This window comes from Halopenitus salinus (genome assembly GCF_055397165.1).
In genome coordinates, this window is sequence record NZ_AP043853.1 from 2,502,187 (window position 1) to 2,527,963 (window position 25,777).

The 25,777-nt window shown below is 63.9% G+C and carries 20 protein-coding genes and 2 pseudogenes; 16 read left to right on the plus strand and 6 right to left on the minus strand.

Annotation, left to right across the window (positions count from 1 at the left end):
- Window positions 1-84: 84 nt before the first annotated feature.
- The 5 genes and pseudogenes from ACZ5YD_RS14425 (at window position 85) to ACZ5YD_RS14445 (ending at window position 6,049) form a co-directional block, all read left to right on the plus strand.
- Window positions 85-1,200: a hypothetical protein gene (locus ACZ5YD_RS14425; RefSeq protein WP_379740756.1), complete on the plus strand. Its 1,116-nt coding sequence runs from the start codon at window positions 85-87 to the stop codon at window positions 1,198-1,200.
- A gap of 10 nt (window positions 1,201-1,210) precedes the next feature.
- Window positions 1,211-2,116, plus strand: coding sequence for a glycosyltransferase family 2 protein (locus ACZ5YD_RS14430; RefSeq protein ID WP_379740754.1), 906 nt, complete (start codon window positions 1,211-1,213; stop codon window positions 2,114-2,116).
- 61 nt (window positions 2,117-2,177) lie between these two features.
- A pseudogene (locus tag ACZ5YD_RS14435) lies at window positions 2,178-3,289 on the plus strand (ISH3 family transposase).
- A gap of 236 nt (window positions 3,290-3,525) precedes the next feature.
- A complete protein-coding gene (locus ACZ5YD_RS14440; protein ID WP_379740751.1) occupies window positions 3,526-5,142 on the plus strand; it encodes an ArnT family glycosyltransferase in 1,617 nt (538 codons plus the stop codon).
- A 22-nt stretch (window positions 5,143-5,164) separates the two neighbouring features.
- Window positions 5,165-6,049: a glycosyltransferase family 2 protein gene (locus ACZ5YD_RS14445; protein WP_379740748.1), complete on the plus strand. Its 885-nt coding sequence runs from the start codon at window positions 5,165-5,167 to the stop codon at window positions 6,047-6,049.
- Here the strand turns inward: ACZ5YD_RS14445 and aglG are convergent.
- Window positions 6,039-6,977, minus strand: coding sequence for a glucosyl-dolichyl phosphate glucuronosyltransferase (gene aglG / locus ACZ5YD_RS14450; RefSeq protein ID WP_379740745.1), 939 nt, complete (start codon window positions 6,975-6,977; stop codon window positions 6,039-6,041). The two genes, ACZ5YD_RS14445 and aglG, sit on opposite strands and share 11 nt — an antisense overlap.
- 110 nt (window positions 6,978-7,087) lie before the next feature.
- On the opposite strand from aglG, the gene ACZ5YD_RS14455 reads away from it, so the two are divergent.
- The 3 genes from ACZ5YD_RS14455 to ACZ5YD_RS14465 all read left to right on the plus strand — a co-directional run bounded on the left by ACZ5YD_RS14455 (window position 7,088) and on the right by ACZ5YD_RS14465 (window position 11,468).
- Window positions 7,088-10,228: an oligosaccharyl transferase, archaeosortase A system-associated gene (locus ACZ5YD_RS14455; RefSeq protein WP_379740741.1), complete on the plus strand. Its 3,141-nt coding sequence runs from the start codon at window positions 7,088-7,090 to the stop codon at window positions 10,226-10,228.
- A 6-nt stretch (window positions 10,229-10,234) separates the two neighbouring features.
- Window positions 10,235-11,179, plus strand: coding sequence for a DUF368 domain-containing protein (locus ACZ5YD_RS14460; protein ID WP_379740738.1), 945 nt, complete (start codon window positions 10,235-10,237; stop codon window positions 11,177-11,179).
- Between the two features lie 115 nt (window positions 11,180-11,294).
- Window positions 11,295-11,468 (plus strand): HEWD family protein, encoded by a 174-nt coding sequence (locus tag ACZ5YD_RS14465; RefSeq protein ID WP_379740735.1) that lies wholly within the window; start codon window positions 11,295-11,297, stop codon window positions 11,466-11,468.
- Between the two features lie 21 nt (window positions 11,469-11,489).
- Here the strand turns inward: ACZ5YD_RS14465 and ACZ5YD_RS14470 are convergent, their stop codons facing one another.
- Window positions 11,490-12,239, minus strand: coding sequence for a phosphoglycolate phosphatase (locus ACZ5YD_RS14470; RefSeq protein ID WP_379740732.1), 750 nt, complete (start codon window positions 12,237-12,239; stop codon window positions 11,490-11,492).
- Between the two features lie 184 nt (window positions 12,240-12,423).
- Here ACZ5YD_RS14470 and ACZ5YD_RS14475 point away from each other — a divergent pair.
- The 3 genes and pseudogenes from ACZ5YD_RS14475 to ACZ5YD_RS14485 all read left to right on the plus strand — a co-directional run.
- Window positions 12,424-13,257, plus strand: a pseudogene (locus ACZ5YD_RS14475) (polymer-forming cytoskeletal protein); the annotation flags it as partial.
- Between the two features lie 76 nt (window positions 13,258-13,333).
- Entirely contained in the window at window positions 13,334-13,762 is a 429-nt protein-coding gene (locus tag ACZ5YD_RS14480; RefSeq protein ID WP_379740729.1) for a universal stress protein, read from the plus strand.
- Window positions 13,763-13,825: 63 nt separating this feature from the next.
- Window positions 13,826-15,814, plus strand: a complete 1,989-nt coding sequence (locus ACZ5YD_RS14485) for a class I adenylate-forming enzyme family protein (RefSeq protein ID WP_379740726.1) — start codon at window positions 13,826-13,828, stop codon at window positions 15,812-15,814.
- A gap of 61 nt (window positions 15,815-15,875) precedes the next feature.
- On the opposite strand, the gene aroC is transcribed toward ACZ5YD_RS14485, so the two are convergent.
- Entirely contained in the window at window positions 15,876-17,060 is a 1,185-nt protein-coding gene (aroC, locus tag ACZ5YD_RS14490; protein ID WP_379740723.1) for a chorismate synthase, read from the minus strand.
- Window positions 17,061-17,203: 143 nt separating this feature from the next.
- Between aroC and aglF the strand changes: the two genes are divergently transcribed.
- The 5 genes from aglF (at window position 17,204) to ACZ5YD_RS14515 (ending at window position 21,912) form a co-directional block, all read left to right on the plus strand.
- Window positions 17,204-18,034 (plus strand): UTP--glucose-1-phosphate uridylyltransferase AglF, encoded by an 831-nt coding sequence (gene aglF, locus ACZ5YD_RS14495; RefSeq protein ID WP_379740720.1) that lies wholly within the window; start codon window positions 17,204-17,206, stop codon window positions 18,032-18,034.
- 87 nt (window positions 18,035-18,121) lie between these two features.
- Entirely contained in the window at window positions 18,122-20,302 is a 2,181-nt protein-coding gene (locus tag ACZ5YD_RS14500; RefSeq protein WP_379740717.1) for a PAS domain S-box protein, read from the plus strand.
- A 25-nt stretch (window positions 20,303-20,327) separates the two neighbouring features.
- Window positions 20,328-20,807, plus strand: coding sequence for a desampylase (locus tag ACZ5YD_RS14505; RefSeq protein WP_379740714.1), 480 nt, complete (start codon window positions 20,328-20,330; stop codon window positions 20,805-20,807).
- A 23-nt stretch (window positions 20,808-20,830) separates the two neighbouring features.
- Window positions 20,831-21,154, plus strand: a complete 324-nt coding sequence (locus tag ACZ5YD_RS14510) for a rhodanese-like domain-containing protein (protein ID WP_379740711.1) — start codon at window positions 20,831-20,833, stop codon at window positions 21,152-21,154.
- Between the two features lie 8 nt (window positions 21,155-21,162).
- On the plus strand, window positions 21,163-21,912 hold the full coding sequence (locus ACZ5YD_RS14515; protein ID WP_379740707.1) for an FkbM family methyltransferase: 750 nt from the start codon (window positions 21,163-21,165) through the stop codon (window positions 21,910-21,912).
- Window positions 21,913-21,984: 72 nt separating this feature from the next.
- Here ACZ5YD_RS14515 and ACZ5YD_RS14520 read toward each other — a convergent pair whose 3' ends face one another.
- The 3 genes from ACZ5YD_RS14520 to fba are packed head-to-tail and all read right to left on the minus strand — an operon-like array spanning window position 21,985 to window position 25,641.
- Window positions 21,985-23,025, minus strand: coding sequence for a 2-hydroxyacid dehydrogenase (locus ACZ5YD_RS14520; RefSeq protein ID WP_379740704.1), 1,041 nt, complete (start codon window positions 23,023-23,025; stop codon window positions 21,985-21,987).
- A gap of 6 nt (window positions 23,026-23,031) precedes the next feature.
- Window positions 23,032-24,603 carry an FGGY-family carbohydrate kinase gene (locus ACZ5YD_RS14525; RefSeq protein WP_379740701.1) on the minus strand — a complete coding sequence of 524 codons (1,572 nt, stop codon included), beginning with the start codon at window positions 24,601-24,603 and terminating at the stop codon, window positions 23,032-23,034.
- A 39-nt stretch (window positions 24,604-24,642) separates the two neighbouring features.
- Window positions 24,643-25,641 carry a class II fructose-bisphosphate aldolase gene (gene fba / locus ACZ5YD_RS14530; protein WP_379740697.1) on the minus strand — a complete coding sequence of 333 codons (999 nt, stop codon included), beginning with the start codon at window positions 25,639-25,641 and terminating at the stop codon, window positions 24,643-24,645.
- Window positions 25,642-25,777: the final 136 nt, after the last annotated feature.

Here is a 25,777-nt window from a genome sequence, read left to right on the forward strand (position 1 = left end):
TAGATACTCACGTATTCGGGAGAATACTTCATCTCTATCTCTTCAAGAGACTTTTACTAGTACCCCTTCTTAGAGAGAAAAAAGATGGAATCGAACAGCGGAATTGTCACGTTACATGATATTATTGAACGAAGTGCGAGGGATGGGCTGGATTTACAACGTGATGACGGGTCATTCCCGCCAGGGCGGAACTACACCTACGACGAGCCGGAAACGCCGGTGCGAACAACCTCCCACTGGTTGCTGGTTCTAACGAAGGCGTACAAAATATCCAGAGAGACAGTGTTTGAAGACGCAGCAAATAGCGCTATAGATTATCTTCTATCCGACGACGTGCGTCCATCAGGATTCACATACCACTGTCGGAACGTCGAATCGAAGGACAAGTGCAACGGGCTGGTAGGACAAGCAGCGCCGATCCGTGCGCTAGCACGAACGAGTGAGGTCTTTGAGCGATCAGATGCTAGGGAAACAGCCGAAGAGGTGTTTCGATTACACCCATTCAGCGAAGAGTTGGGCTTGTGGGAGAGAGTGGAAACCGATGGGAGTACTCTGTCGTTCGATCGGACGCTGAACCACCAGATTATATTCTCCGCGGCAGCCGCCGAGATCGCGCCCACCGTCAACATTATTGAGGAACGCATCGGGAATTTCTTAGATCATCTCTCAACCAATATGCGGCTTCACTCCAATGGTCTCATAAAGCATTACGTTCGGCCCCGTTTTATCGATACAATCTGTTCAATTAGTTGTGCGCCACGGCGTCGATACGATATGCTCATCAACGAGATCGCGTTTCACTACTATTCGTATTCTGATGAACGTCGGAAGAAAGAACGAGGGTATCAGACGGTGAACCTAAATGCACTTTCGAAGCTGAAACCTATCTTTCCGAATCACGAGTTCTGGAGGTGTGAGAAACTATCACGAGCCCTTGACTTTGTTCGCGACAACGAGAACGACCTTATTAGGGGTATCGATACGAAACACGGAAGCTTAGTACAGGGTATTAGTATAGCGAAGATTCTGCACCGCTTTGAGGGGACTTCAATTGAGGAACATCGGGAGCGAATAGTGTCCGACCTCTGTCTAGAAACTGACACGGTCTTTGATATTCTTGATATTGAAGGAGTTGACGAGAACACCCGGATTGCGCTAGTTTCAGTGCTCACTGATCTCCCAGATATGGACCTTCCGTGAATCACTAACTATGACTGGTTGTGAAGAATGTTCTAATCAGTTCGTGTCGATTGTTATCCCAGCCTATTCGGATCCGGAGGGTCTCCGAACCACTTTAAAAAGTGCTATTGACCAGTCATACAACGATTTTGAAATAATTGTAGCGATCACTCCAACTTCGGGAGAGACTCTTGAGGTAGCTGAAGAGTTCAAGACCAAATACCCCGATATAGTTCATATCGTCAAAGTTGTTGAGACTGGCCGGGCAAAGGCGAGGAACGAAGGAATTGCTGAAACAAGGGGTGATATCATCGCCTTTGTTGACGCAGATATCTGGTTGGAGCCGAACTGGTTGAAATGTGCAGTTACCGATCTTCGGAAAAATGATGCTGAGTATCTTGCTTGTCAAGTCAAGATCTCTTTAGATGAGGGCGGAGAAAGGTTTGTTGAACGCTATGATCAAGCACTTTCAATCCCGGTACAGCACTACGTTGAGGACTACAATTTCGCTCCGACTGCAGCATTATTACTAACTCGAGAATTAATTAGAGAGGTCGATCATTTTGATCCGGAATTGACGTCTGGTGAGGATCGGGAATTGGGGAACCGGGTTTATAACAAGGGCTACGACCTAGCCGTGAGTGATTGCGAGGTTTATCATCCTCCTCGAACAACAATCTGGGAACAAATTCAGAAGGCGATCCGAATCGGAATTGGGATGGAACAGCTCCGAAATCGATACCCTGACCGTTATTCGTTTCCGAGCCTCTTCTCGCCTCTCTCATATGCTCCACCGAGTCCAAAACGATTGAAGTCGCGACTAACGAGCAACAGTTACACCACTTCTCTCATTGAATCGATCGGCTTCTACTTGTTTAATTACACACTCAAACTATTCCAGCAGTTTGGTCGATGGAAACAATTCCTTTCCAATTAGTATATAGTAAATTTCAGTACTTCACAAGGCTCGTTAGTTAGAACGTCTGCTTGGTGAGGATGTGCACTCCAACAAGCAAGCAGACAGTAAGATTTATGAAGACCAGATTCTTGAATTTCTCGTTAACCAGCTTGACGAGGGAGTCCCGATCTCCTTAGCGAACAATGCTCAAATCACTACTGAGGCCATCTACGAGTATTTCGTCGGCGCTTGGGCCGACAGAACCTCTGTCTCTACGCTCTGTGCGTCGAGTCAGAACGGCCCCGCTGCCGACACGATCCTCTATCATCTGCGGACGAAGTTCGAGCCGGAACGGCTCGAGCGAGTTGCTAACATGCTTCTTCGGAAGGATCTCGATGAACTACTTCCCGAGCAGGTGGAGGTCTGTGCAGACCTCCCCTGCGACCCCACTACGGTGATGAAGATGACACGAATGGACTCATCCACTCGGTGGCAAAGCGTGGAACTACCGCGTTCCACGCCTATGCGACACTCTACGCGCGTGTGAAGAACAAACCCTACACGCTGTCGGTACACCGTCTCGAAGACGGCGATACCGCCGGCAGTGTCCTCGCTGAGTTCCCCGGAGTGCTCGACGTCCTTGACACTGAGGTCAAGGCCGTCTATCTTGATCGCGGATTCTACAACAGTAAGTGTTTCACGTTACTTCAAGCGCATAACTACGCGTACGTGACTCCGATCATCCGGTGGGTTGAGACGATTCAGCAAGAACCCTCGGAAGGGTAAAGTCGCGTCATTCAGTATGATCTGACGGGAAAACTCGACTGTACGTACCTGAACGGGAAGTATGACGACCACGGCGTGGCGCGTCACGGCTACGCCGCTGACGCGCCAGTTATCGAGACTCCGCGAGACGCTCGATACCACTACAGCAAGCAATGGCGACGACAACAACGCGAGATCCAACGGTACGAATGCTGTACGTCGTGGTGAGTCTGCTGTTACAGAACGTCTGTTGGTACCTCCACTACGATATGTGGCGACGCCCCGCCGAGGCGGTCATCGCCTCTGGTAGTGGCCGTATAAGGAATTCGTCAATATGGTTCGACGGGCTGCGTGGACGGCCCTCGTGGTGCGTCGGACTGTCCCCACGACTCAGCCACAGACGACCGGTTTTACCGGTGGTCACCGACCGAGTACGCCGTTTCGTGAGTGGCAACGCTGTCGCTGTCGGCGTCTGACTGCCGTCGACAGCGACGGCTCCGGGTTCGATCAGCTTTGGTTAAGCGCTACCGACAACTCATTACGCCGGAACAGGTGACTCAGATCAGTTTAGTTGACGATGCTTTGTGAGGTACTGAGATTTGAAACTTCAACCGCCTCGTTCCTAATACCGTCCAAGCCCCTTAATAAATGTTTATACAGTGGGGGTTCTGGAAAGTGATTATATGAGCCGGAATCAAATTTGGGAACCAATCTTAGTACGTCTAAAAACTGCTTTTTTACTAGAGGATTTATTTATGATCCCTCTACTTTCCGGTATCTGTCTATGGTACTCTTCGTCCATTAGCACAGGCGCTCTGTGGGGAGACGAAGCTCAATATGCTGTGGCTGGCACATCAATTCTTGCAGGAAATCCCTTCGTGAACATTGTACATATGTTCGCGCCGTTTGGTAAGTACATAATTGGAATTAGTCAGTTGATTTTCGGAACAACATCATTTGGTGCTAGAGCCGGCATTGTTCTAATGTCACTTATATCCCTTTTTATACTTTATTTCGTAGCAAGACAATTGCAAGGACCGAAAGCAGGGATATTATCTGTAATCTCACTTTCCACGATCCCTTTATTCGCAACACATGCAACATCCGCAATGCTCGATCTCCCTCTCGTCACTGGTGTAACCGTAATTAGTGGACTTACGCTATTAGAGGCGAAAGTATCGGGGACAAAGTGGCGCGATGTACTTATTGGTTTTTCAATTATCATAGCATCGGCTTCGAAGTCCTATGGTTTCATATATATTCTTGGTCCTTCTCTATCCTACCTTTTTTTGCGTAAAAATAGCAGGAATATCGGAGATACATTAATTAGAGTTGGAATTTCTATGGCTATTTCATTTATTTTGGTCTATCTTCCATTGATGCTTGCAACTCCACCAGATTACTACAGTGGGGTTGAATTACCTATGGGTCTCGCTTTCATTTTTGACCTACCAATCGTCGGAGGATTGACCTACGCGTTTGGTTCATCGTTTTACTTTAATATCTTTGCAGGCCACGAGGGGAGTACTTCCCCCTCGATAATCACGACTATTATGTGGATTGTTGATGGTGGGCCGTTTGTATTAATTGGAGTGATCGCTTCAATAGGAGCCTATATTCTCCCTGAACGCTGGCGTCTAGATCCGTGGTGGTTACCTGCAATTATGATTCTTCCGCCGATATTTATTTTCACTCTCATACTTCCAAAGGGATTCGCTCGTTTCGCCCTTCCTATATTTCCGATAGCAGTCCTTATCGCGAGTTTGGTCAGCTGTCGTATCTTACAGGACTTGCCGTTTGATCGAGTACCTCAGCTGGTAATTGCAGTAGCGATACTGGTCGCAGCAATATCACCAGCCAGCGCGTTCCTTTTCGTTGATCAAACCCTTTCCGCGGATTCGCAATACGACGATATAGCAGGATTTCTGACCTCAACTGAGGGCGATATAGTAGTGGTAGCGAATGGTCGACACGAACTGATGTGGTATTTACGGGATAGGTACACGGAGAAGTACTACCGCTATCTGAACGCATCAGTAGTTCGGGATTACAATACAGAAAATGGTAGTATCAAATTATTGGGGGTACCCAAGAATGTTGATCTTCTTACTCGGATCAAGACAGAACATATTGACTATGTTGTATTAAGCGAGAACTCCAACGATTACGGGAAAGTCAATAATTCCGCCAGAACAGAATTAGTGTATACGCTATCCGCGTATAGAACAAACGAGAAAGGTACATACCAAATTTCGATCTGGAAAGTGGAGAACCAGAAAAATAAAAAATCTAATGCGTAATGGTGGATTATTGATTCCGAATATGTTTGATGTAATCATCCCTGTGTACAACGATCCTACTGGAATCAAGACAACAGTTAGAAAGTTAATATTTGATATTGATATGGTAGGAACCACGATCTATGTTGTCGACAATGGGTCAACTGACGAAACTCCAGATGTAATTCGAACACTTTCAAGCGAGTTTAATAGCATAAAACATCTTGTCGAAGACAATATCCAAGGCTCCTACGCTGCCCGCAACAAAGGTATTCAACACGCAGAAGGCGACGTTGTGGCCTTCCTTGATGCCGACGAAACCATTGATGACGACTGGCTCGAAACAGCCCTGGAAGTGATGGATGAGCAGGATGTCGACTATCTCGGTTGCAACGTCGAACTGACGCTCTCCGAGGACACTCTTGTTGGCAGGTACAACACACACACTGGCTTCCCAGTGAAACAATATCTTGAAGAGGAACATTACGCCCCAACCTGTGCCCTCCTCGTTCGCCGGGAAGTCTTCGAGGACGTTGGCCTATTCGACGCCAGACTCATTTCCGGCGGCGATCGAGAGTTCGGCGATCGAGTCTACGAGGCAGGCTACGACCAAGGGTACTCCGAGGACGCGACAGTCTACCATCCGGCTCGCACGTCCTTTGAATCACTCGCAAAGAAGAACGTTCGTGTCGGCCGCGGGTTCTGTCAGAAACAACGCTACTACCCTGAGCGATACGGAAGCCCCGGTATCCCGCCGACTCCGAGCGGTTCGGGCGATAACGAGAATGTGGATGATTCCGAATCCCTACGTACACGCATCGCCTTTCTGTTCCTCTCGATCGCGATGCTCGCGTGCCGCGGGATCGGCTACTACTACGAGTTCCTCTTTGGCGAGAAGCGGGACGACATTCCGGCCCCTACGCGTTAGCCTTCTCCACGACTCCCGACGTTGTGATCGCGTATAAATATCCCAACCCGACGGCCCCGGTAAACACGCCGATAGCTACCAGCTGGAGGACGGCTGCCACGGACGGCGATCGAACGAGCCCCTCCAACCGCCGCGGAACGCGATCGGTGAGCAGCCACTGCAGGTAGTCACCCTTGTCGTCGGGGGCATCCGGATACAGCAGGTCCAGCACGCGCTTCGAGTAGCCCTGCCAGAACGATCGCTGCACTAACCACGGGAATTCGCCGCGGTACTCGAACAGGGTGTGTTCGACCACGGCATCCTCGACGAACACCATTCCCTTCCCGAACTCCTCCAGCAGGCGGATCCCCACGGGCGCCTCGTGTGCCTGCAGGTGTTTGTCCCCCTTCCGGCCGGTGTTCGGATCGTACCCGCCGACCGCGAGGAATTTCTCACGTTTGTACGAGATGTTCGATCCGTACGTGTTTCGAACCTCCTCGCCGTCCTCAGCGAATCCGGGTTCGACACAGCCCACCAGCCAGTAGAACTCCTCGGGGAAGAAGTCCGGCTTTTCGCCCATCCAGTTCGGTCGAACGTCGCCGCCGACGGCGATCGCGTCCGTCTCCTCGTAGACCTCGACCAGATTCTCGATCCAGTCCTCTTCCGCCACGCCGTCGTCGTCGATGAACGCGACGATCTCCCCGGACGCGAGTTCGGCGCCCTTCGTCCGGCTGTAGGAGATGCCGCGGTTCTCGTCGTTATTGTGGACGATTACGTTCTCCTCGCCGCCGAAGTCCGCCCGGACGCGGTCGTACACCTCCTCGTTGCCGTCGACGACGAGCACGACCTCGATCGGCTCGTACGTCTGGGAGAGGACGCTCTCTACGGCCTCCGTGAAGACCTCGTAGCGATCCATCGTGTAGGTGCAGACGACGACGGAGACCTTCATTCGGCTCGCAGTTGCGCGGTCGGCCGAATAAGGATTACTAACGCACGTTCGCGGCCCGTCGGATCGAGATATGACAAGGCTTATGCGGATTTTGGAACTCGAATCGTACAATGAGCGACCAGACCGAGCCAGACGACCGCCCGGGCGAGTCCGTCCTCGACCTCCTCGAGCGATGGTACCACGTCCCCGCGATCGTCGCGGTCCTCGCGGTGATGCTGTACTCGCGCCTCCGCGCGTACGACAACTTCATCGTTGACGGGGAGCCCTACTTCCGCGGCAACGACCCCTGGTACCACCTCCGTGAGACGTCCTATCTCCTCGAGAACTGGCCCTCGACGATCCCCTACGAGGTGTGGACCGGCTTCCCGTACGGGAGCCACGTCGGCCACTTCGGCACCCTCTGGGACCACATTCTCGCGGTCCTCGTCGTCCTCTCGACGCCCTTTACGCCGAGCGGCGAGGAGGGGATCATCCGCGCGATGCTCGTGGCCGCCCCGATCGTCGGGACCGCGGTCGCGATCCCGACCTACTTCATCGCGCGTCGGTTCCTCGACCGGCTCTCCGCGGTCGTCGCCGTCGTCGTCCTCGGGCTCATCCCCGGGACCTTCCTCAGCCAGACGATGGTCGGCTTCCCGGACCACCACGCGGGCGAGGTCCTCTTCTCCTCCATCGCCGTTCTCGCCTTCCTCGCGGCCTTCGGCGTCGCCGAGCGCGAAAAGCCCGTCTGGGAGCTCGTCGCGGACTCCGACTGGGAAGCTCTGAAGCGGCCCGCCGGCTACGCGGCCGCGGCCGGGGTCGCGCTCGCGCTCTACATGGCGACCTGGCAGCCCGGCGTGATGATGGTCGGCTTCACCGGGATCTTCCTCGTGATCAAGATCACGAGCGACGTCGTCAACGGCGACAGCCCGGAACCGGTCGCGTTCGCCGGCGCGGTCTCGATGGCCGTCGCCGGGCTGTTGATGGTCATCCCGCTCGACGACCTCTCCTTCGGCGTCACCGCCTACTCGCTCACGCAGGTCCTGCTCCCGCTCGGCACGGCCGCCGGCTGCGTCCTCCTCGCGTTCCTCGCCCGCCAGTGGGAGGCGCGCGGGATCGACGCCCGGGCCTATCCCGCGGCGGTCGGCGGGCTCATCGCCGCCTCCGTCGGCGCCTTCGCGCTCGTGCTGCCGTCCGCGTGGGGAACCATCTCGCACAACCTGCTCCGGACGGTCGGCTTCTCGACGGGCGCCGAGACGCGGACGATCGGCGAGGCCCAGCCGCCGCTCATGCAGCAGGGCTTCGCGGAGTTCGTCCTCGGCCAGTACGGCCTCGCGTTCTTCCTCGCGCTCGTGGCGCTCCTCTACGTGATCGTCCGGCCGCTCGCCCGCAGCGACGAACCCCGCGAGACGGGCTACGTCCTCGCCGGATTCGTCCTGATCGGCTCCGTCTACGCGGTCCCGCAGGCGTACGACGCGATCGGCGGGGCAGTTGGCCTCACCTGGCAGGTCGTCGGCCTCGCGATCGCGACGGCGCTTCTCGTCGGGGCGACCTACCTCCAGCGGTACGACTCCGAGGACCTCTACCTCGTCGTCTGGGGGCTGTTCATCCTCGCGATGGCGTTCACCCAACAGCGGTTCAACTACTACCTCGCGGTCGTCGTCGCCGTCGGCGCCGGCTACACGTTCCAGCTCGCGCTCGACGCGCTCGATCTGCGCGGCAAGTCGCCCGTCGAGGCCGCACGCGGGATCGAGGGCTGGCAGGTCATGGCCCTCGCGGCGGTCGTGTTGGTGCTCGTCGCCCCGCTTTTGTTCATGGTCACCCCCGCGTGGGCCGCGGGCGCGAACAGCCAGCCCGGATCGGTCGTGGAGTGGGACGACAGCCTCCAGTGGATGAACGAGGAGACGCCCCACCCCGGCGAACTGGAAGGACACGACAACGCGATGGACTACAACGGCGCCTACGAGCGCCCCGCCGACGGCGACTTCGAGTACCCCGAGGGCGCCTACGGCGTCCAGTCGTGGTGGGACTACGGCCACTGGATAACCACCAGAGCGGAGCGAATACCGAACGCGAACCCCTTCCAGCAGAACGCCGTCGAGGCCGCGAACGTCCTGTTGGCGCCCAGCGAGGAACGCGCGCAGGCCGTCCTCGCGAACCAGAGCACGGAGGGCGAGAACACCCGGTACGTGATGGTCGACTGGCAGATGGTCCACCCGAACTCGAAGTTCGGCGCGCCGGTCACCTTCTACGACGACGGGAACGTCTCGCGTACGGACTTCCTGAAGCTGGTCTATCAGCCGAACCAGCAGGGCGGGTTCACGCCCGTCACGCAGGTGCGCGAGCAGCGCTACTACGAGAGCCTGATGGTCAGGCTCTACGAGTACCACGGCAGCGCGAAGGATCCGGAGCCGGTCGTCCTCGACTGGGAGGAGACGCCGGTGCAGTCCCAGGACGGCTCACAGACCACCATCCGGACGGTTCCGGAGGGCGACCAGCGGTTCGCCCGCAGCTTCGGGTCGATGGCCGAGGCCGAGGCCTACGTCGAGAACCAGAGCGGGACCGCCCAGATCGGCGGGATCGGATCCATCCCGAGCGAGCGCGTCGAGGCGCTGGAGCACTACCGACTGGTGCACGCGAGCGACGCGAGCGCCGAACAGTACTTCAACGCCGGACTTCGTGACACCCCGGCCGACTGGGTGAAGACCTTCGAGAAGGTCCCCGGCGCGACCATCGAGGGCGAGGGCGCGGAGCCCGGCCAGGAGGTCGAGGCAGCCGTCGAGATGTCCTACCCGGACTCCAACGAGACGTTCACCTACCGGCAGTTCACCACCGCCGACGAGAACGGGGAGTTCTCCTTCCACGTACCCTACTCGACGACCGGCTACGCGGAGTACGGCCCCGAGAACGGGTACACCAACACCAGCGTTCGTGCGACCGGCCCCTACGCGATCGGCACCGCGCCGACCGCCGACAACGGCAGCCTCACCTACAGCACGGGCACCGTGAACGTCACCGAGGGACAGGTGGTCGGCGAGAACGAGTCGGTCTCCACCGTCGAACTCCAGGAGGAATCGCTCCTCGGCGACGACGGGAACGCGACCGACACCAACGAAACCGACGTGACGAACGGGACGGACGACGGGTCGGGTTCGGACGGGACCAACGGAACGGACGACGGATCGGGTTCAGACGGGACCAACGACACGACGAACCGGATCACGATCGCCGGCTCCCCACACCGGTCCGCTGACGCTTCGATCGCGGCGGTCTAACCCTCGATGGTCGACGCGCGCGAGTGGCTCGGCGTCTACCTCCGCGGGGTCGCAATGGGCTGTGCGGACGCGGTCCCCGGCGTCTCCGGCGGCACGATCGCGTTGATCACGGGGATCTACGAGCGGCTCATCGCCGCGATCACCGCCGTCGACCCCGACCGGATCCGACGGGTCCTCGCGGGAGCGAAGCCCGCGAACCTCCCCGACGCGCGGGCGGCGTTCCTCGAGCTTGACGGCCCGTTCCTCTGTGTGTTGGGTGCGGGCATCGCGACCGCGATCGTGACCGTCCTCCGGATCGTCGAGCACCTGCTCGAGGCGGCGCCCGTCGCGACCTTCGGCTTCTTCTTCGGGCTGATCGCCGCCTCGGCGGTCGTGCTCCGGTCGGAGGTCGACCTCTCGACGTCCGGAAGAAAGGCCGCCGCCGTCGTCGGATTTCTCGCGGCCTTTCTCACCTCCGGGTACGCCGAGAGCGTCTTCGGTGGCGGTCTCGGCGTCGTCTTCGTCGCCGGTGCGATCGCCGTGAGCGCGATGGTGCTGCCGGGGATCTCCGGGTCGCTCCTGCTCGTGATCCTCGGCCAGTACGAGCGGATGACCGACGCCCTCTCGGCGTTCATCGACGGGATCGTGTCCGCGGTCGCCGCCGGCGATCCGGACCCCGCGATCGCGGCCGCGCCGCCCGTGGTCGTCTTCCTCGCCGGCGGGGTCGTCGGCCTGTTCACGGTCGCCCACGCGGTGCGACGCGCGCTGGAGCACCGGCGAGCCGCGACGGTCGCCTTCCTCGTGAGCCTGATCGTCGGCGCCCTCCGCGCGCCGGTCGTCGAGGTCGATCGGACGCTCGCGGCGACCGGCGGAAGCTGGAACGCGGCCGCTCCGGAGTTCCTCGGAGTCGCCGTCGTTGGCGCCGTCGTGGTTCTGGTCCTCGATCGCTACTCGGGTGCGATCGAGTACTGAGGCGAACGTCCCTCGAACACCGATGCGAACGTCCCTTCGTATTCCGCTCTCGCGGTCGTCCTTCGACGCCTCGCCGATAGAGGGATTTTTTTGCTTGCGGGTCGCTCACGTACGTATGAACTCGACGCTTCGAACCCCGACCGACCGAGCCTGTGAGAACTGCGGGCGCCGCGAGCGGTGGGACGCCGATCGCGAGAGCTGGCGCGTGGAGGAGCCCGGAAACGTCTACTGCATCCACGAGTGGGACATCAACGGGGAGTTCGTCCCCTTCGATGACGCCGACGTCTGAACCGCACCGTCGCGAGCCGGCTCACTCGTCCGCGACGTCCTCGTCATCCGCATCGTCGGAGCCGTCCCGCTCGTTCACACCGGCCGCGTTATCTCTCCCGTCCCCCACGAGCAGTCGCTCGAGCACGCTCGCCGTCCCGTCCATGTATCCCGCAGAGAGGACGTGATCGGCCGCCTCGCGGGCCGCCGGGTCGGCGTTCGCCACCGCGTAGGACTCGCCGGCGACCCGGAAGGTCGAGGCGTCGTTCTCGCTGTCGCCGATCGCGACGAACCGATCGGGATCGTACCCGCACGTCTCACAGAGGATCTCGAGCGCCGCGCCCTTCGAGACGTCCGGGGATTTGACGTGGTAGGCGTAGCCGGTGTCGACGACCGTCTGTCCGTGGTCGGCGGCGATCTCGCGAAGCAGCTCCTCGTCGGCGTCCGTCGAGACGGCCACCTCGGTCTCGCGCCAGCGGTTGACCGTCGTCCGTCCGCCCCATCCCAGGTCGCCGCCGCGTTCGAGGAACTCCTCTATCACGTCCCAGCAGGCGTCCGGATCGCCGGCGAACTCCGTGTTTCCCTCCGTGTGAACCACGCCCCCGTTCTCCGCGATGACCGTCTCGGACCGCCCCAGAAAGTGCGCGAGCGCGACCGGATAGGGGAAGGCCTTCCCCGTCGCGAGGACGACCGGCGCCTCCCAGTTCGGGAGGATCTCGAAGACCCGACGGTCGACGCGATGTTCGGGGGTCGTCAACGTCCCGTCGATGTCGAGCACCAGCGGTGGAACCATGCAGGGAGGCCGGGAGCCGAAGGCAACCCGCTTACGGTTCGTCGGCGGCGTGTGTCGTCGTCGGTGTGTCGTCGGCCGTTCGTCTCGACGATGGTCCGTCGTCCGTCCGCCGCCCGCCGATCTCCGTCCGCCGTCCGTCGGACGCCCCGTTTCACTTATACCGTTTCGCGGTCTGTGACCGGACGTGCCGCTTCGTGGCGATCCGATCGAGGAACTCTCCGTCCCGTCGGACACGACCGTCGAGGAGCACGACCTCGTGACCGACGGGGACGTCCTCATCGGCGGACAGGCCGACGTCGAGTTCGGCGTTCGGGGACGTAACGTGATCGCCGCGGAACGCGTCAGGGTCGGCGGGGACATCGAGGCGGAAGGCGACTGCCGTCTCGACACGTGGTGTGAGGTCGCCGGCAACGTGCTGGTCGGCGAGGACGCCTATCTCGGCGAACGCGTCCATGTCGGCGGCCGGCTCATGGTCTCCGGCGACCTCGACATCGGCGACGACGTCGACGTCGAGGAGGGATTCGAGGCGAACGGCTGGATCGTGGTCAGGAACCCGGTCCCGACCATCGTCTTCTACTTCGTCGTCCTCTCACAGCTGCTTCGGGCCGGCGAGACCGAGGCGGCCGACGAGCTGGCGAGGGCCCTCTCGGAGGGCGGGGACGCCCGCGATCCGCTCTCGATCCCCGAGGGCGCGGACGTCTCCGACGACGCCTGGCGCGTCTCGACGCCCGCGACGATCGGCGACGACTGCCGGCTCCACGGGAACGTTCGCGCGCGAACGATCGAGGTGGGACGCGACACCGAACTCTTCGGGTCCCTGCGTGCCCGCGGCGACGTATCGGTCGGCGAGGGAACCACGATCCACGGCGACGTGACCACGAGCGACGGGACCGTGACGATCGAGCCCGGCGCCCGCGTGCTCGGCGACGTCTCCGGACGGGACCTCTCCATTTACGAGGGGGCCGACGTCGACGGGCGGCTGCGAGCCCGCGGCGAGATGCGGCTCGTCCGATCGACTCCGGAGTGACCCCCGAAGTGAACTCGCGCTCGCGAGGAGTGGGTTTTAATCGGTCGACTTCGTACCCCCATCCGAGATGTACGATCAGATCCTCGTGCCGACCGACGGAAGCCCGGCGGCCGACGCCGCGATCGAACACGCGATCGACCTCGCGAGCCGTTACGACGCCCGCGTTCACGCGCTTTACGTCGTCGACGGCTCCGCGTACTCCACGCTCGAGGCCGGAGCGGAGATCGTCGTCGAAGCCCTCGAGTCGGAGGGCGAGGAGGCCATAGAACGCGTCTCGAAGGCCGCCGAGGAGGCGGGCGTCGAGGTCGTCTCGAGCGTCGTCAACGGGACCGCCTATCGGACGATCCGGGAGTACGTCGAGGACAACGGGATCGACCTGGTCGTGATGGGAACCCACGGCCGACAGGGACTCGACCGCTACCTGCTCGGCTCCGTCACGGAACGCGTCGTCCGAACCTCGGACGTGCCGGTTCTCACCGTCCGCCACGAGGAGTGACGTCCTCCTCGGCCCCGACGGCGATCACAAGACAGTAGGGACCCCCCTCCAATACCCGGACGCATGCGCGACTGGCTCTCTCACCGCGTCGCCGCGACGCCGAACGCGACGGCGCTCGTGCGCGCGGCCGACGGCGAGTCGTGGACCTACGACGACCTCGATCGGCTGGTGGACGGGACCGCCGGTCGCCTCGCCGCGTTCGGGATCGACTCGAGGACCACCCTCGGCATTCACCTCGCCCCGCAGGTCGGCTACGTCGGATTGATCCACGCCGCGATGCGCCTCGGCGCCACGTTCGTGCCGATCGGCCACGACCTCACCCCGCGCGAGATCGCCGACCGCGCCGAGGCGGCCGACGTGGACGACGTGGTCTGTGGCGCGGAGACGGAGGCGACGGCGGTCGAGGCGCTCTCGGACGCCGACGTCCGCGTCCTCTCGGTCGACGATCCGGACCGCGACGGCGTCCACGCGGTCCACGACGCCGACCCCGGCCCGATCGGGGAGCCGACCTGGACGTTCGCGGACACGCTGTGTCTGCTCTTCACCTCCGGAACCGGCGGTCGACCCAAGCCCGTCGAGGTGACGGCCGGAAACGCGTTCTTCTCGGCGGTCGCCTCCGCGTTTCGCCTCGGCGTGCGACGCGACGATCGCTGGCTCCTCACCCTGCCGTTGCATCACGCCGGCGGCCTCTCGCCGGTCCTTCGAACGGTGCTCTACGGCACGACGATCGTCCTTCGCGAGGGGTTCGATCCGGGCGGCGCGGCCGACGACGTCGACCGGTACGACGTCACCGGCGTCTCGCTCGTCCCGACGATGCTGACCCGGATGCTCGACAGCCGCGGGACGCTTTCGGACTCGATTCGTGCGGTCCTGCTCGGTGGTGCGCCGGCGAGCGAGCAGCTCGTTGAGCGCTGTGAGAACTACTCGATCCCCGTCTATCCCACCTACGGCATGACCGAGACGGCCTCACAGATCACGACCGCCACGCCCGAGGAGGCCTTCGATCATCCGGGTACGGTCGGGAGACCGCTCATGTGGACCGATCTGACCGTCGTGGACGACGACGGCGACCCCGTAGAAACCGGGGAGGTCGGCGAGTTCGTCGTCGCCGGACCGACGGTCACGCTCGGCTATCACGATATGCCGGAGGCGAACGACGCCGCGTTCGGCCCCTTCGGACTCCACACCGGCGACGTGGGCCGCGTCGACGCCGACGGGTACGTCCACGTCCTCAACCGTCGCGACGACCGGATCATCACCGGCGGGGAGAACGTGGAGCCCGGAGAGGTCGCCGCGATCCTTCGATCACACCCCGACGTCGAGGACGTCGCGGTCGTCGGGATCGACGACGAAACCTGGGGAGAACGCGTCGGCGCATTGATCGTGCCCGCGAACGACGGATCCGACGACGCAGAGGGGTCGAATCGGGATGACGGCCACAACGGCCCAGCGGAGCCGGATCGGGACGACGGACGCAACGACGCCGACGAGCCGACCCACGACGGGGACGAGCTGCCGGCGGAAAGCGACACCGGAAACGAAGGTGACGACCGCCCCTCCCTGGACGAATCGAACCCGACCGACGAACCGGTCTCGATGGACGAGCGGGACCTGATCGAGCACGCCAGATCGGAGCTCGCCGCGTTCAAGCTGCCGCGCACGATCGCCTACGCGGCGGATCTCCCCCGGACGGTCTCCGGAACGGTCGATCGATCGGCCGCGAGAGCACGACTCGAGGAGCGCGGCGAACCGGTCGAGGTTCCGGAGATCGACTTCGACGAGGCCGGCTTCGAGCCGGCCGATCCGAAGCCCGCTCGCGACGGCGCGACGGATGCCGAAGCGGGACGAAACGCGGACGGTGACGATGGGGACGACCCCGACGTGGTTGAAGGAGACGTTGCCGTGGCTGAAGACGACGGCGGCGATCCGGACGCCGATCGCGGTGATCCGGATGTCGACGGCGGCGATCCCATCGCTGCCGATGAGGGCGGGAGCCGGTCGGCCGGCGATGCGATCGGGGACTCGGACGCTTCCGACGCTTCCGAGGATTAGCGGTCGAACGAGCGGGCAGCGCGTTCGAACCGAACGATCACGTCGAGCGCACGAACGCCCCCTATTCGTTTTCCGGACTGCTCGGGTGGTAGTCGGTGTCGTACTGGCCGGGTCGGTCGTCGACCCGGTCGGGATTGATCCGACCGCCGAGCAGCATGAAGTCGAGGACGGTGACGTACAGCATCGCCTCGACGACGGGGACGGCCCGCGGCGGCAGGACCGGATCGTGGCGGCCGACGACCTGTATCTCCTTTCGCTCGCCGGTCTCCCAGTCGGCGGTGTGTTGCTTCTTCGGGATCGACGTCGGCGCGTGCCAGGTGACCTCGCCGTAGATCGGCTCGCCGGTCGTGATCCCGCCCTGGAGGCCGCCGTGGTCGTTTCCGACCGGCACCGGATCGCCCGCCTCGCTCACCGTCTCCGGGTGGTCGCCCTCGTCGAACTCCCAGTCCTCGTTGCGGTCCGAGCCGGCCACCTCGACCGCGTCGGTCCCGAGCCCGAACTCGAAGGCGGTGGTCGCCGGGATCGACATCATCGCCTGGCCCAGCCGCGAGGGGACGCCGTCGAACCGCGGCGCGCCGAGTCCCCGGGGAACGCCGCGGGCCTCGAAGTAGATCGACCCGCCGATGGAGTCGCCCCGCTCCTGGTAGTCGGCGATCAGCTCCTGCATGCGCTCGGCCGTCTCGGGGTGGCCACAGCGCACGTCGTTCTCCTCCGCGTGTTCGAGCATCTCCTCGAAGGAGACCTCGGGCGCCTCGATCTCGCCGATCCGGTTGACGTGCGCCTTGATCTCGACGTCGTGGTCGGAGGCGTCGAGAACGGCCTTGGCCACCGCGCCGGCCGCCACCCAGTTCACCGTCTCGCGCGCGGACGAGCGGCCGCCCCCGCCCCAGTTTCGCGTGCCGAACTTCGCGGAGTAGGTGTAATCGCCGTGGGAGGGCCGCGGGGCGGTGACGTACGGCTCGTACTTGCCCGACCGGGCGTCCTTGTTCTCGATCACCATGCCGATCGGCGTCCCCGTGGTGTAGCCGTCCTGGACGCCCGAGTTGATCGTCACCTCGTCGGGCTCGCCCCGCGAGGTCGTGATCATCGACTGGCCCGGCTTGCGCCGGTCGAGATCGCGTTGGATAGACGACTCCTCGAGCTCGACGCCGGCGGGACAGCCGGAGACGGTCACGCCCATCGCCTCGCCGTGGCTCTCGCCGTAGGTCGTCACCTGGAAGAGACGACCGAACCGGTTCCCGTTCATTACCTGCAGGTGTGTCGTCGGAACCAAATAGGTGTTGTATCCTCGCCGGACTCGATCCCGGACGTATGGCCGTGCTCGACGCCGTGGACGGCCGACGGCCCGGAATCCCCGAATATATAACCCGATGGACCGATCCACGGCGTATGAAGGCAGTCGTGCTCGCGGCGGGAAGGGGGACGCGTCTGCGACCCCTGACCGACGACAAACCGAAGGGGATGGTCGAGGTCGCCGACGATCCGATCCTCACCCACTGTTTCGATCAGCTCATCGAGTTGGGCGCGGACGAGCTCGTCGTCGTGGTCGGCTACAAAAAGGAGGTCATCATCGACCACTACGGGGACGTCTACGAGGGCGTTCCGATCACCTACGCCCACCAGCGCGAAGCGAACGGGCTCGCGCACGCTTTACTCACCGTCGAAGAACACGTCGACGACGACTTCATGTTGATCCTCGGCGACAACGTCTTCGACGCGAACCTCCAGGACGTCGTCCGCCGTCAGCGCGAGGATCGCGCCGACGCCGCGTTTCTCGTCGAGGAGGTGCCCTTCGAGGAGGCCTCCCGGTACGGCGTCTGTGACACGAACCAGTACGGCGAGATCACGGACGTGATCGAAAAGCCCGACGACCCGCCCTCTAACCTGGTCATGACCGGGTTCTACACGTTCTCGCCGGCGATCTTCCACGCGTGCCACCTCGTGCAGCCCTCGGACCGCGGCGAGTACGAGCTGTCGGACGCGATCGATCTGCTGATCCAGTCGGGCCGAACGATCGACGCGATCGGCCTCGACGGCTGGCGGATCGACGTCGGCTACCCCGAGGACCGAGACGAGGCCGAACGACGCCTCGAGGGGGACGTCGACGAGACGGAGACGTCGACGACCGACGTCGACGACCACGCCGGGGGAGGACCCGACGACGATGGGGGAGGCGGGTCCGGATCACGGTCGAACCCGGAGGGACCCGCGACGACGTGACCCGGAGTACGACGACTCGGGCCGGCGCGAGCACCTCGAGCGTAACCCGCGGCGATCGGGACCGACCGATTCGACGAGCGTGACCGCATGACTGCCTCGATCACCGTCCTGCACGTCGACGACGATTCCCAGTTCGCGGAGATGGCCACCCGGTTCCTCGAGCGGGAGAACGACCGCTTCGACGTTCTCACGGCGACCGACGCGGACGAGGGCCTCGAGACGCTTCGCGAGCGGACCGTCGACTGCGTCGTCTCCGATCACGACATGCCGGGTCGAAACGGGATCGAGTTTCTCGAGGACCTGCGCGAGGAGTATACGGAGCTGCCGTTCATCCTCTACACCGGCAAGGGGTCGGAGGAGATCGCAAGCAAGGCGGTCTCCGCCGGCGTCACGGACTACCTGCAAAAGGAACCGGGAACCGAACAGTACACGCTTTTGGCAAACCGGATCGAGAACGCCGTCGAGCGGTTTCGATCGCGGCGTGACGCCCGGACGCATCGCCGCCGGCTCGAGACGCTCGTCGATAACCTGCCGGGGATCGTCTATCGGTGCCGCAACGACCCGGGATGGCCGATGGAGTACGTCGCCGGCGACTGCGAGGAGATCACGGGATACACGCCCGAACGGCTCGAGTCGGAGTCGCTCGCCTGGGGCGAGGACGTGATCCACCCCGACGACCGGGAGGCCGTCTGGACGGAGATAGAGGACGCCCTCGCGGCCGACGAGTCCTTCGAGCTCACCTACCGCATCCGTACGGCCGCCGGCGAACGCCGGTGGGTCACGGAGCGGGGTTGTGCGGTCGGGAGCGGCGGTTCCGACGGTTCCGACGCCCCCAGACTCGAAGGAGTCATCACCGACGTGACCGAATCGAGACGGCGCGAACGCCGGTTCGAGGCCATCTTCGACAACACTTACCAGTTCACCGGGCTGTTGGAGCCGGACGGGACGGTGATCGAGGCCAACGAGACGGCCCTCGAGTTCGCGGGCGTCGACCGGGAGAGCGTCGTCGGGGACCCGCTTTGGGAGACGCCGTGGTTCGAGCGCTCCGAGGGCGGACCGGCGATCGCTCGAGAGGCGGTCGAGACGGCCCGCAAGGGGGAGCTGTACCGAAACCGGGCGACGGTTCACGGCGCGGACGGGGACGCGTTGATCGACTTCTCCGTGCGCCCCGTGAGAGACGAGACCGGCGAGGTCACCCTGCTCATTCCGGAGGGACGGGACATCACGGAGTTCGTCGAGCAGAAGCGGCGCTCGAGGCGGAACGAACGCCGGTTCGAGGCCATCTTCGACGACCCGAATCTCCTCGTCGGACTGCTCGATGTCGACGGGACCCTGCGCGAGGTGAACCGGACGGCGCTCCGATACGTCGACGCGGACCGCGAGGCGGTGATCGGCGAGCCCTTCCCGGAGACTCCCTGGTGGGGCGACGATCGCCGCGAGGACGTCGAGCGTTGGATCCAACGCGCGGCGGACGGCGATTATGTGGGGTACACCGTCGAACACGACACGGATGAGGGGGAACCGTCGGTCGTCGAGGGGACCTTCAGGCCGGTAACCGACGAGTCGGACGCGGTGACCGCCATCGTGGTCTCGGGAAGCGACGTCACGGAGCGGGCGCGCCGCGAACGCGAGCTGAAACGACAGAACGAGCGGCTCGACGAGTTCGCGAGCTTCGTCTCACACGACCTGAAGAACCCGATCTCGACGGTCCGCGGGCGGTTGCACCTCGCCTTGGAGACGGACGAGATGGAACACGTCGATCAGGCGGTCGACGCCATAGAGCGCGTGGACGACCTCCGCGTCGACCTCGCGAGTACCCTCCGGACGGGCGAGATCGTGGACGAGCGGACCGCAGTCCGTGTATCCGAGGCGGCCGAGGGGGTTCGGTCCGTGGTCGATCCGCCGAACGCCGTCTCGATCACGGTCGCCGACGACCCGGTCGTCGATGCCGACCCCGACGCGTTCCAGCGGCTCCTCGAGAACCTCGTCGGCAACTCGATCGAACACGGCGGGTCGGACGTGGACGTCCGGATCGGGGCGCTCGAGGAGGGACTCTACTACGAGGACGACGGTCCCGGGATCGACCCGGACCACAGGGAGCGCGTCTTCACGCCCGGCTTCTCGACGAAGGAGAGCGGCGAGGGGATCGGCATGGGCATGGCCAGCGTCCGGCAGATCGTCTTGGCCCACGGCTGGGAGATATCGATCGCCGACGCCGAGGAACTCTCCGGCGTCCGATTCGAGATCCGAACGGGAGGAGGCTCGTGATCGGCCTCCAGCGAGGTGGCACGGCGTGATCGAGTTCACCCGGGAGGCCTACGACGACGTCGTCGATCACGCGATGACGGGAGGGGACGAGGAGGTCTGTGGCGTGCTCGCCGGCACGTTCGAGCGCGGAGCGGACGCCGAAAGCCGCGTGGTTCGCACACGTCCGGCCGACAACGCCGCCGAGACTCCCGCGACCAGGTACCGTATCGATCCCGAGGAGCTGTTCGAGATCGTCGAGGCGATCGAGGCGGCCGGACGCGAGGTGGTCGGGTTCTACCATTCCCATCCGACCGGGCCCACCCGGCCGAGCGGGACGGACGTGGCTCGCGCCACCTGGACGGACCGTTCCTACGTGATCTGTGCGCTCGACGGCCGCCCCTTCGTCGGATCCTGGCGATGGCGCGGGGACGAGGGCCGTTTCGAACCGGAGACGGTCTCGGTTCGACCCCGGGATCGATCGTCGCGGGTGGCGGAGGACGACCGGGACGAAGCCGAAACGTGTTAGGGCGTCACGACCCAGGGGCAATCATGGTTGAGGAGGTCACTCCCGATGAGGTCGAGGGAAAACTCAAGGCGAACGGGGACGTCCAGATCGTCGACATCCGGAGCCCCCGCCAGTACGCCGACGGCCACATTCCAGGCGCGATCAACGTCCCGATGGCCGAACTCCCCCGACGCGTCGAGGAACACGACTGGGGCGAGGAGGTCGTTGTCGCCTGTCCGATCGGCCAGTCGTCGATCCAGGCCGCAAAGCTCATCGAGAGTTACGAGGCGGTCGACGACGACGCGCGGGTCGCGAGCATGGAGGGCGGCTACCGAGCGTGGGACGGCGACCTCGAGACCGAGGAGTAGCGGGGCGGGTGACCCCGATCATCTCGCGCGCCCGGACGGCGATCGTCGACGCCGCCTATCGGAGCTACTACCGGCTCAACGATCTGAACCACGACCGCCGGGTGTGGGCGCCGCCGAAGCGTGCCGCCGGCGCGTGGTTTCGAAGCTACGAGCCGCTGCCGCGCCACTGTCGCGACGAGCTGCTTTCGGCGCTCTGTTCGGAGCTGGCTCCCGGGGAGGTCGTCTACGACGTCGGCGCGAACACCGGGGTCTACACCCTCGCCGCCGCCGCGACCCGTCCGGACGTCCGGGTCGTCGCGTTCGAGCCGGACCCGGCGGTCGTCGAACAGCTCCGGCGGAACGTCGCGTGCAACGACTTCGAGGACCGCGTGTCGGTTCGCGCCGAGGGCGTCGGCGAGGAGACGGGGACGGCGACCTTTCACCGCTCGAGCTACGGCGAGCTCGGCTCGTTTCACGCCGGAAACGCCGCGGCGTGGACGGCCGACGTGCGGGAGACGACGACTGTTCCGGTGGTGCGTCTCGACGACGTCGACGCGCCCCCGCCGGATCACCTCAAGATCGACGTCGAGGGGTTCGGACGTGAGGCGATCGCGGGCGCGGAACGGACGATCGAGGATCACCGCCCGACGGTCTACTTCGAGCCCCACGTCGTCGACGCGGGGGGAACCGACTACCGGGTGGGCTGGCTCCGCGAGCGGTTCGACGCGCTCGGGTACACGGCTGAACGCCTCGCCGAGGGGTGGGTGTTTCGTCCGTGATCGGCGTCTTCGGCGACGATCGGACCGCTCCACCGAACCGAGATCGAAGAGAGGACGACGCCGGCAGCGCGCTCAGACGACTCGGTTCGTCGGCTCCTCGCCCTCGAGGATCGCAAGCAGGTCCTCGGTGACGATCCGCGAGCCGTTGAGCACGGCGTCGCGTGTCGATCCGGCGGTGTGTGGCGAAAGCAGGACGTTCGGGAGCGACAACAGGGGGTGACCCTCCGGAAGCGGCTCCTCCTCGAAGACGTCGAGGGCGGCGGCGCCGATCGATTCCGATCGAAGCGCCTCGACGAGCGCGTCCGTATCCACGAGCCCGCCGCGGGCGGTGTTCACGAGGAGCGCGTCCTCGCCCATCCGATCGAACGCCTCGGCGTCGATCATGTGTTTCGTCTCGTCGGTCAGCCGGACGTGAAGCGTCACGACGTCCGATTCGGCCAGCAGCTCCTCGAGCGACACGGAGCGGGCCCCGTGTTCACGCATCTCGTCGTCGTCGACGTAAGGGTCGTAGGCGATGACCTCGGGGTCGAAGCCGTTCCAGCGGCTCGCCACCTTGCGGCCGATGTTGCCGAACCCGACGATGCCGACGGTGAGGTGTTCGACGTCGCGGGGGAGCCCGGCGGGGTCGAACTCCAGGTTCCACTCGCCGTCGCCGGTCGTCGCGACGAACTCGGGGATCCGACGGTGGGCGGCGAGCCCGAAGGAGACGGCGTAATCGGAGACCGCGTTCGAGTTGCGGCCGGGCGCGTGCAGGACGGTGACGTCGTGGTCCTCGGCCGCCTCCAAGTCCACGTTCTCGACGCCGCCGCGGGCGGCCGCGACGACCTCGAGGTCCTCGCCGGCCTCGAGGACGGCCCGCGAGACGGGCGCCTTGTGGACGACGAGCATCGTCGCGTCGCCCACGTTCTCGACGATGTCGCTCGCGTCGTAGTCGTTCGGCCCGCGCTCCTCCATGTCCATCGTCACGTCGCGGAAGGCCGCGGCGTCGAGGTCGCCGTTCCACTCCATCCGGTCGACCGTCACGCCGTGGTCCTCGAGGGCGCTCGCCGACTCGTACATGTACTCGCTCGGCTGTTGTGGGTCACCACACAGCAGACATCGGGGTTCGCTCATCACGTATCATGCCCGGTCGCCGTCGCTTAGGCGTTTCCATATCGGCCGTATGGCCTCCAGCGCGGACTCGAAGGTGTCGCGTCGGTCGCGGTAGACCGCCGCCGCCTCGGGGTCCGGTTCGTGCGTGCGGTCGATCCGAACCATCCGCTCCGTGGCCGTCCGGTGGTCGGGATGGATCCCGGCGGCGATCCCGGCACAGATGGCCGCGCCCCGGGCGCCCGCCTCGCCGCCGGCCGGAACGATCGCCTCGCGGTCGAGCGCCGCGGCGAAGACGTCGCTCCAGACCTCGCTTCGCGCGCCGCCGCCGGCCAGCCGAACGTCGTCGAGACCGTCCGCGGGCTCCAGCTCGGCGAGCCGTGCCGCCTGGGAGATCGCCACGCCCTCGTAGACCGCCCGGAGCATGTCCGCCTTGGTGTGGTCCGTGGTGAGCCCGTAGAAGCCGCCCCGGTCGGTCGGTGCGTCCGTCGACCCGTCGAGGTACGGGTGGAACAGGACCCCGTCCGCGCCCGGGGGCACGGACTCGACGACTTGATCGTAGACGGCGTACCGGCTCACGCCCTCCTCGTCCGCCCGGTCGTGCCAGTCGCGGCCGACCTCCTCGACGAACCAGTCGAGACAGGCCGCGGCCGAGCGGTTGCCCTTGTACCGGAGCCGCTTGCCGTCGAGGTAGCGTCTGGTGAGCCCTGGGGCCGGCCCGTCCGTGCCCCCTGCCGCGTCCGGATCGTCGGGGGCGTCGGGGGCGCTCCCGCCTTCCGTCTCGCCGTCGAGGACGACGATGCTTTGGCCCCACGTTCCGACGATGAGTACCCCCTGCCCCGCGCCGTAGGCGCCCGTCCCGAGCGCGGTCGCGCCGACGTCGTGGAGCCCGGAGGCCACCGGCGTCCCCTCGGCGAGGCCGGTGGCCTCGGCGGCCGCGGCGGTGACGGTTCCACACGACTCGAAGCTCCGCGTGACCGCCGGGAGCGCGTCGAGACACGAACCGATCCCGGCGGACTCGAGCGCCTCCCGGTCGTACTCGTTCGTTCGCGGGTTCTCGAAGACGCTCGCCTCCATCTCGTCGGTCCGGACGCGGTCGGTCAGGCGGTACTTGATGTAGTCCTTGCAGAACAGCACCCGGTCGATCCGGTCGTAGGCGTCGGGCTCGTGACGCTCGAGCCACGCGAGCAGGCTGATCGGATCGCCGGCGAACGGCGCGTAGCCCAGCCGCTCGCGGATCCGATCCGCGGTGCCGTTCGACTCCCACTCCTCGAGAAGGTCGGTCGCGCGGCTGTCGGTCGATTTGATCCCCGGACGAGCCGGGTCGCCGTCGGCGTCGAGCGTGTAGAGTCCGTGTCCGTGCGCGGAGACGCCGAGTGCGGCGACGTCCTCGGCGGCGACGTCGCCGTCGGCCAGCGTCTCACGGATCGTCGCCGCGGATGCCTCGAAGAGGGCCTCGGGGTCCACCTCGCGGCGGTCCGGATCGGGCCGGTCCTCGGGCGTGTCCCGGCCCGACTGCGCGACGACCTCGCCGTCGGGAGTGAAGATCACGGCCTTGGTGCGGGTCAACCCGGCGTCGAGTCCGAGCAGGTAGTCGCTCATCGTTCGTGAACCCCGATCCGGTCGCGCGCGCCGTCGATCCTACACATATCGGCTCTCCCCGGCGCTGCCCGAGACGGTCGCGAGATCGCCGTAGACCTCGGCGATCCGGTCGCGGATCTCCTCGCCGACGACCTGCGGGTTGAACTCGGCCTTGTTCGGCGACCACTCCGCCCCCGAAAAGAACGTCTCGCGGTCGTCCTCGACCCCCTCCGGCGGGAGGATGGCGTCGGCGTGGTCGTGGTAGAACTCGCAGGCGGTCCTGGCGTACTCGTACTGATAGCGCGTGTTCGTGTTGAGCTTGCAGACGCCGGTCTCCATGAGCGCCGAGACCTGGTCGGCGGAGAGTCCCGAGGAGCCGTGGACCACGAGGGGGATCTCGTGGCCGTTCGCGCGAAGCGCCTCGTCGATCTCGGCGGCCAGATCGACGCGGAGGTCGAGGTCGCGTCCCTTCGAGACCCCGTGTTCGGTGCCGATCGAGACCGCGAGCAGGTCACAGCCGGTCCGCTCGACGAACTCGACGGCTTCCTCGGGGTCGGTGTAGAACGCCTCCGTCGTCGTCTCTCCGCTTTCGGTGCCGGCGATCGTCCCGAGCTCCGCCTCGACGAGGAGGTCCGCGCCACGGTCCTCGATCCGGTCGACGACCGCCGCGGTCCGTTCGACGTTTTCCTCGAAGGGCCGATCGGAGGCGTCGACCATCACGGAGGAGGGGTTCCCGGACTCGATGGCCGCCGACAGCAGCTCGTCGTCGTCGGCCGAGACGTGGTCGACGTTACAGAAGACGCCCACGCCCCCGTCGTCGGCGATCGAGCGGAGCTGGGTCGTGAGGATCTCGAGGCCGGCCGCGACGTCGCCCGCGCCGAGGTACTCGGCGGTGTCGCGTTTGATCTGGGCGACGAGGTCCGACTCCACCGCCTCGGCGCCGCGGACGAGGCCGGCGGCGATGTCGGGGTGGGTCACGTTGCTGGCGACGAACCCGTGGCCGTTCGACCGTGCGTTCGCGTAGACGTCGGCGAGTTCGTTCCCGCGATGGTACGGCATCATCCGGGATCCGGAGGACGTCGGTAAATAGCTTCTGAAAGGGCCGATAGGTCGGGAGTGCGGCGCCCGACGGGTCGGAATCGCGACTCGGTCGATCGAACGATCGAGTCGAATCCCGACCGACCCGCTCGAAGTG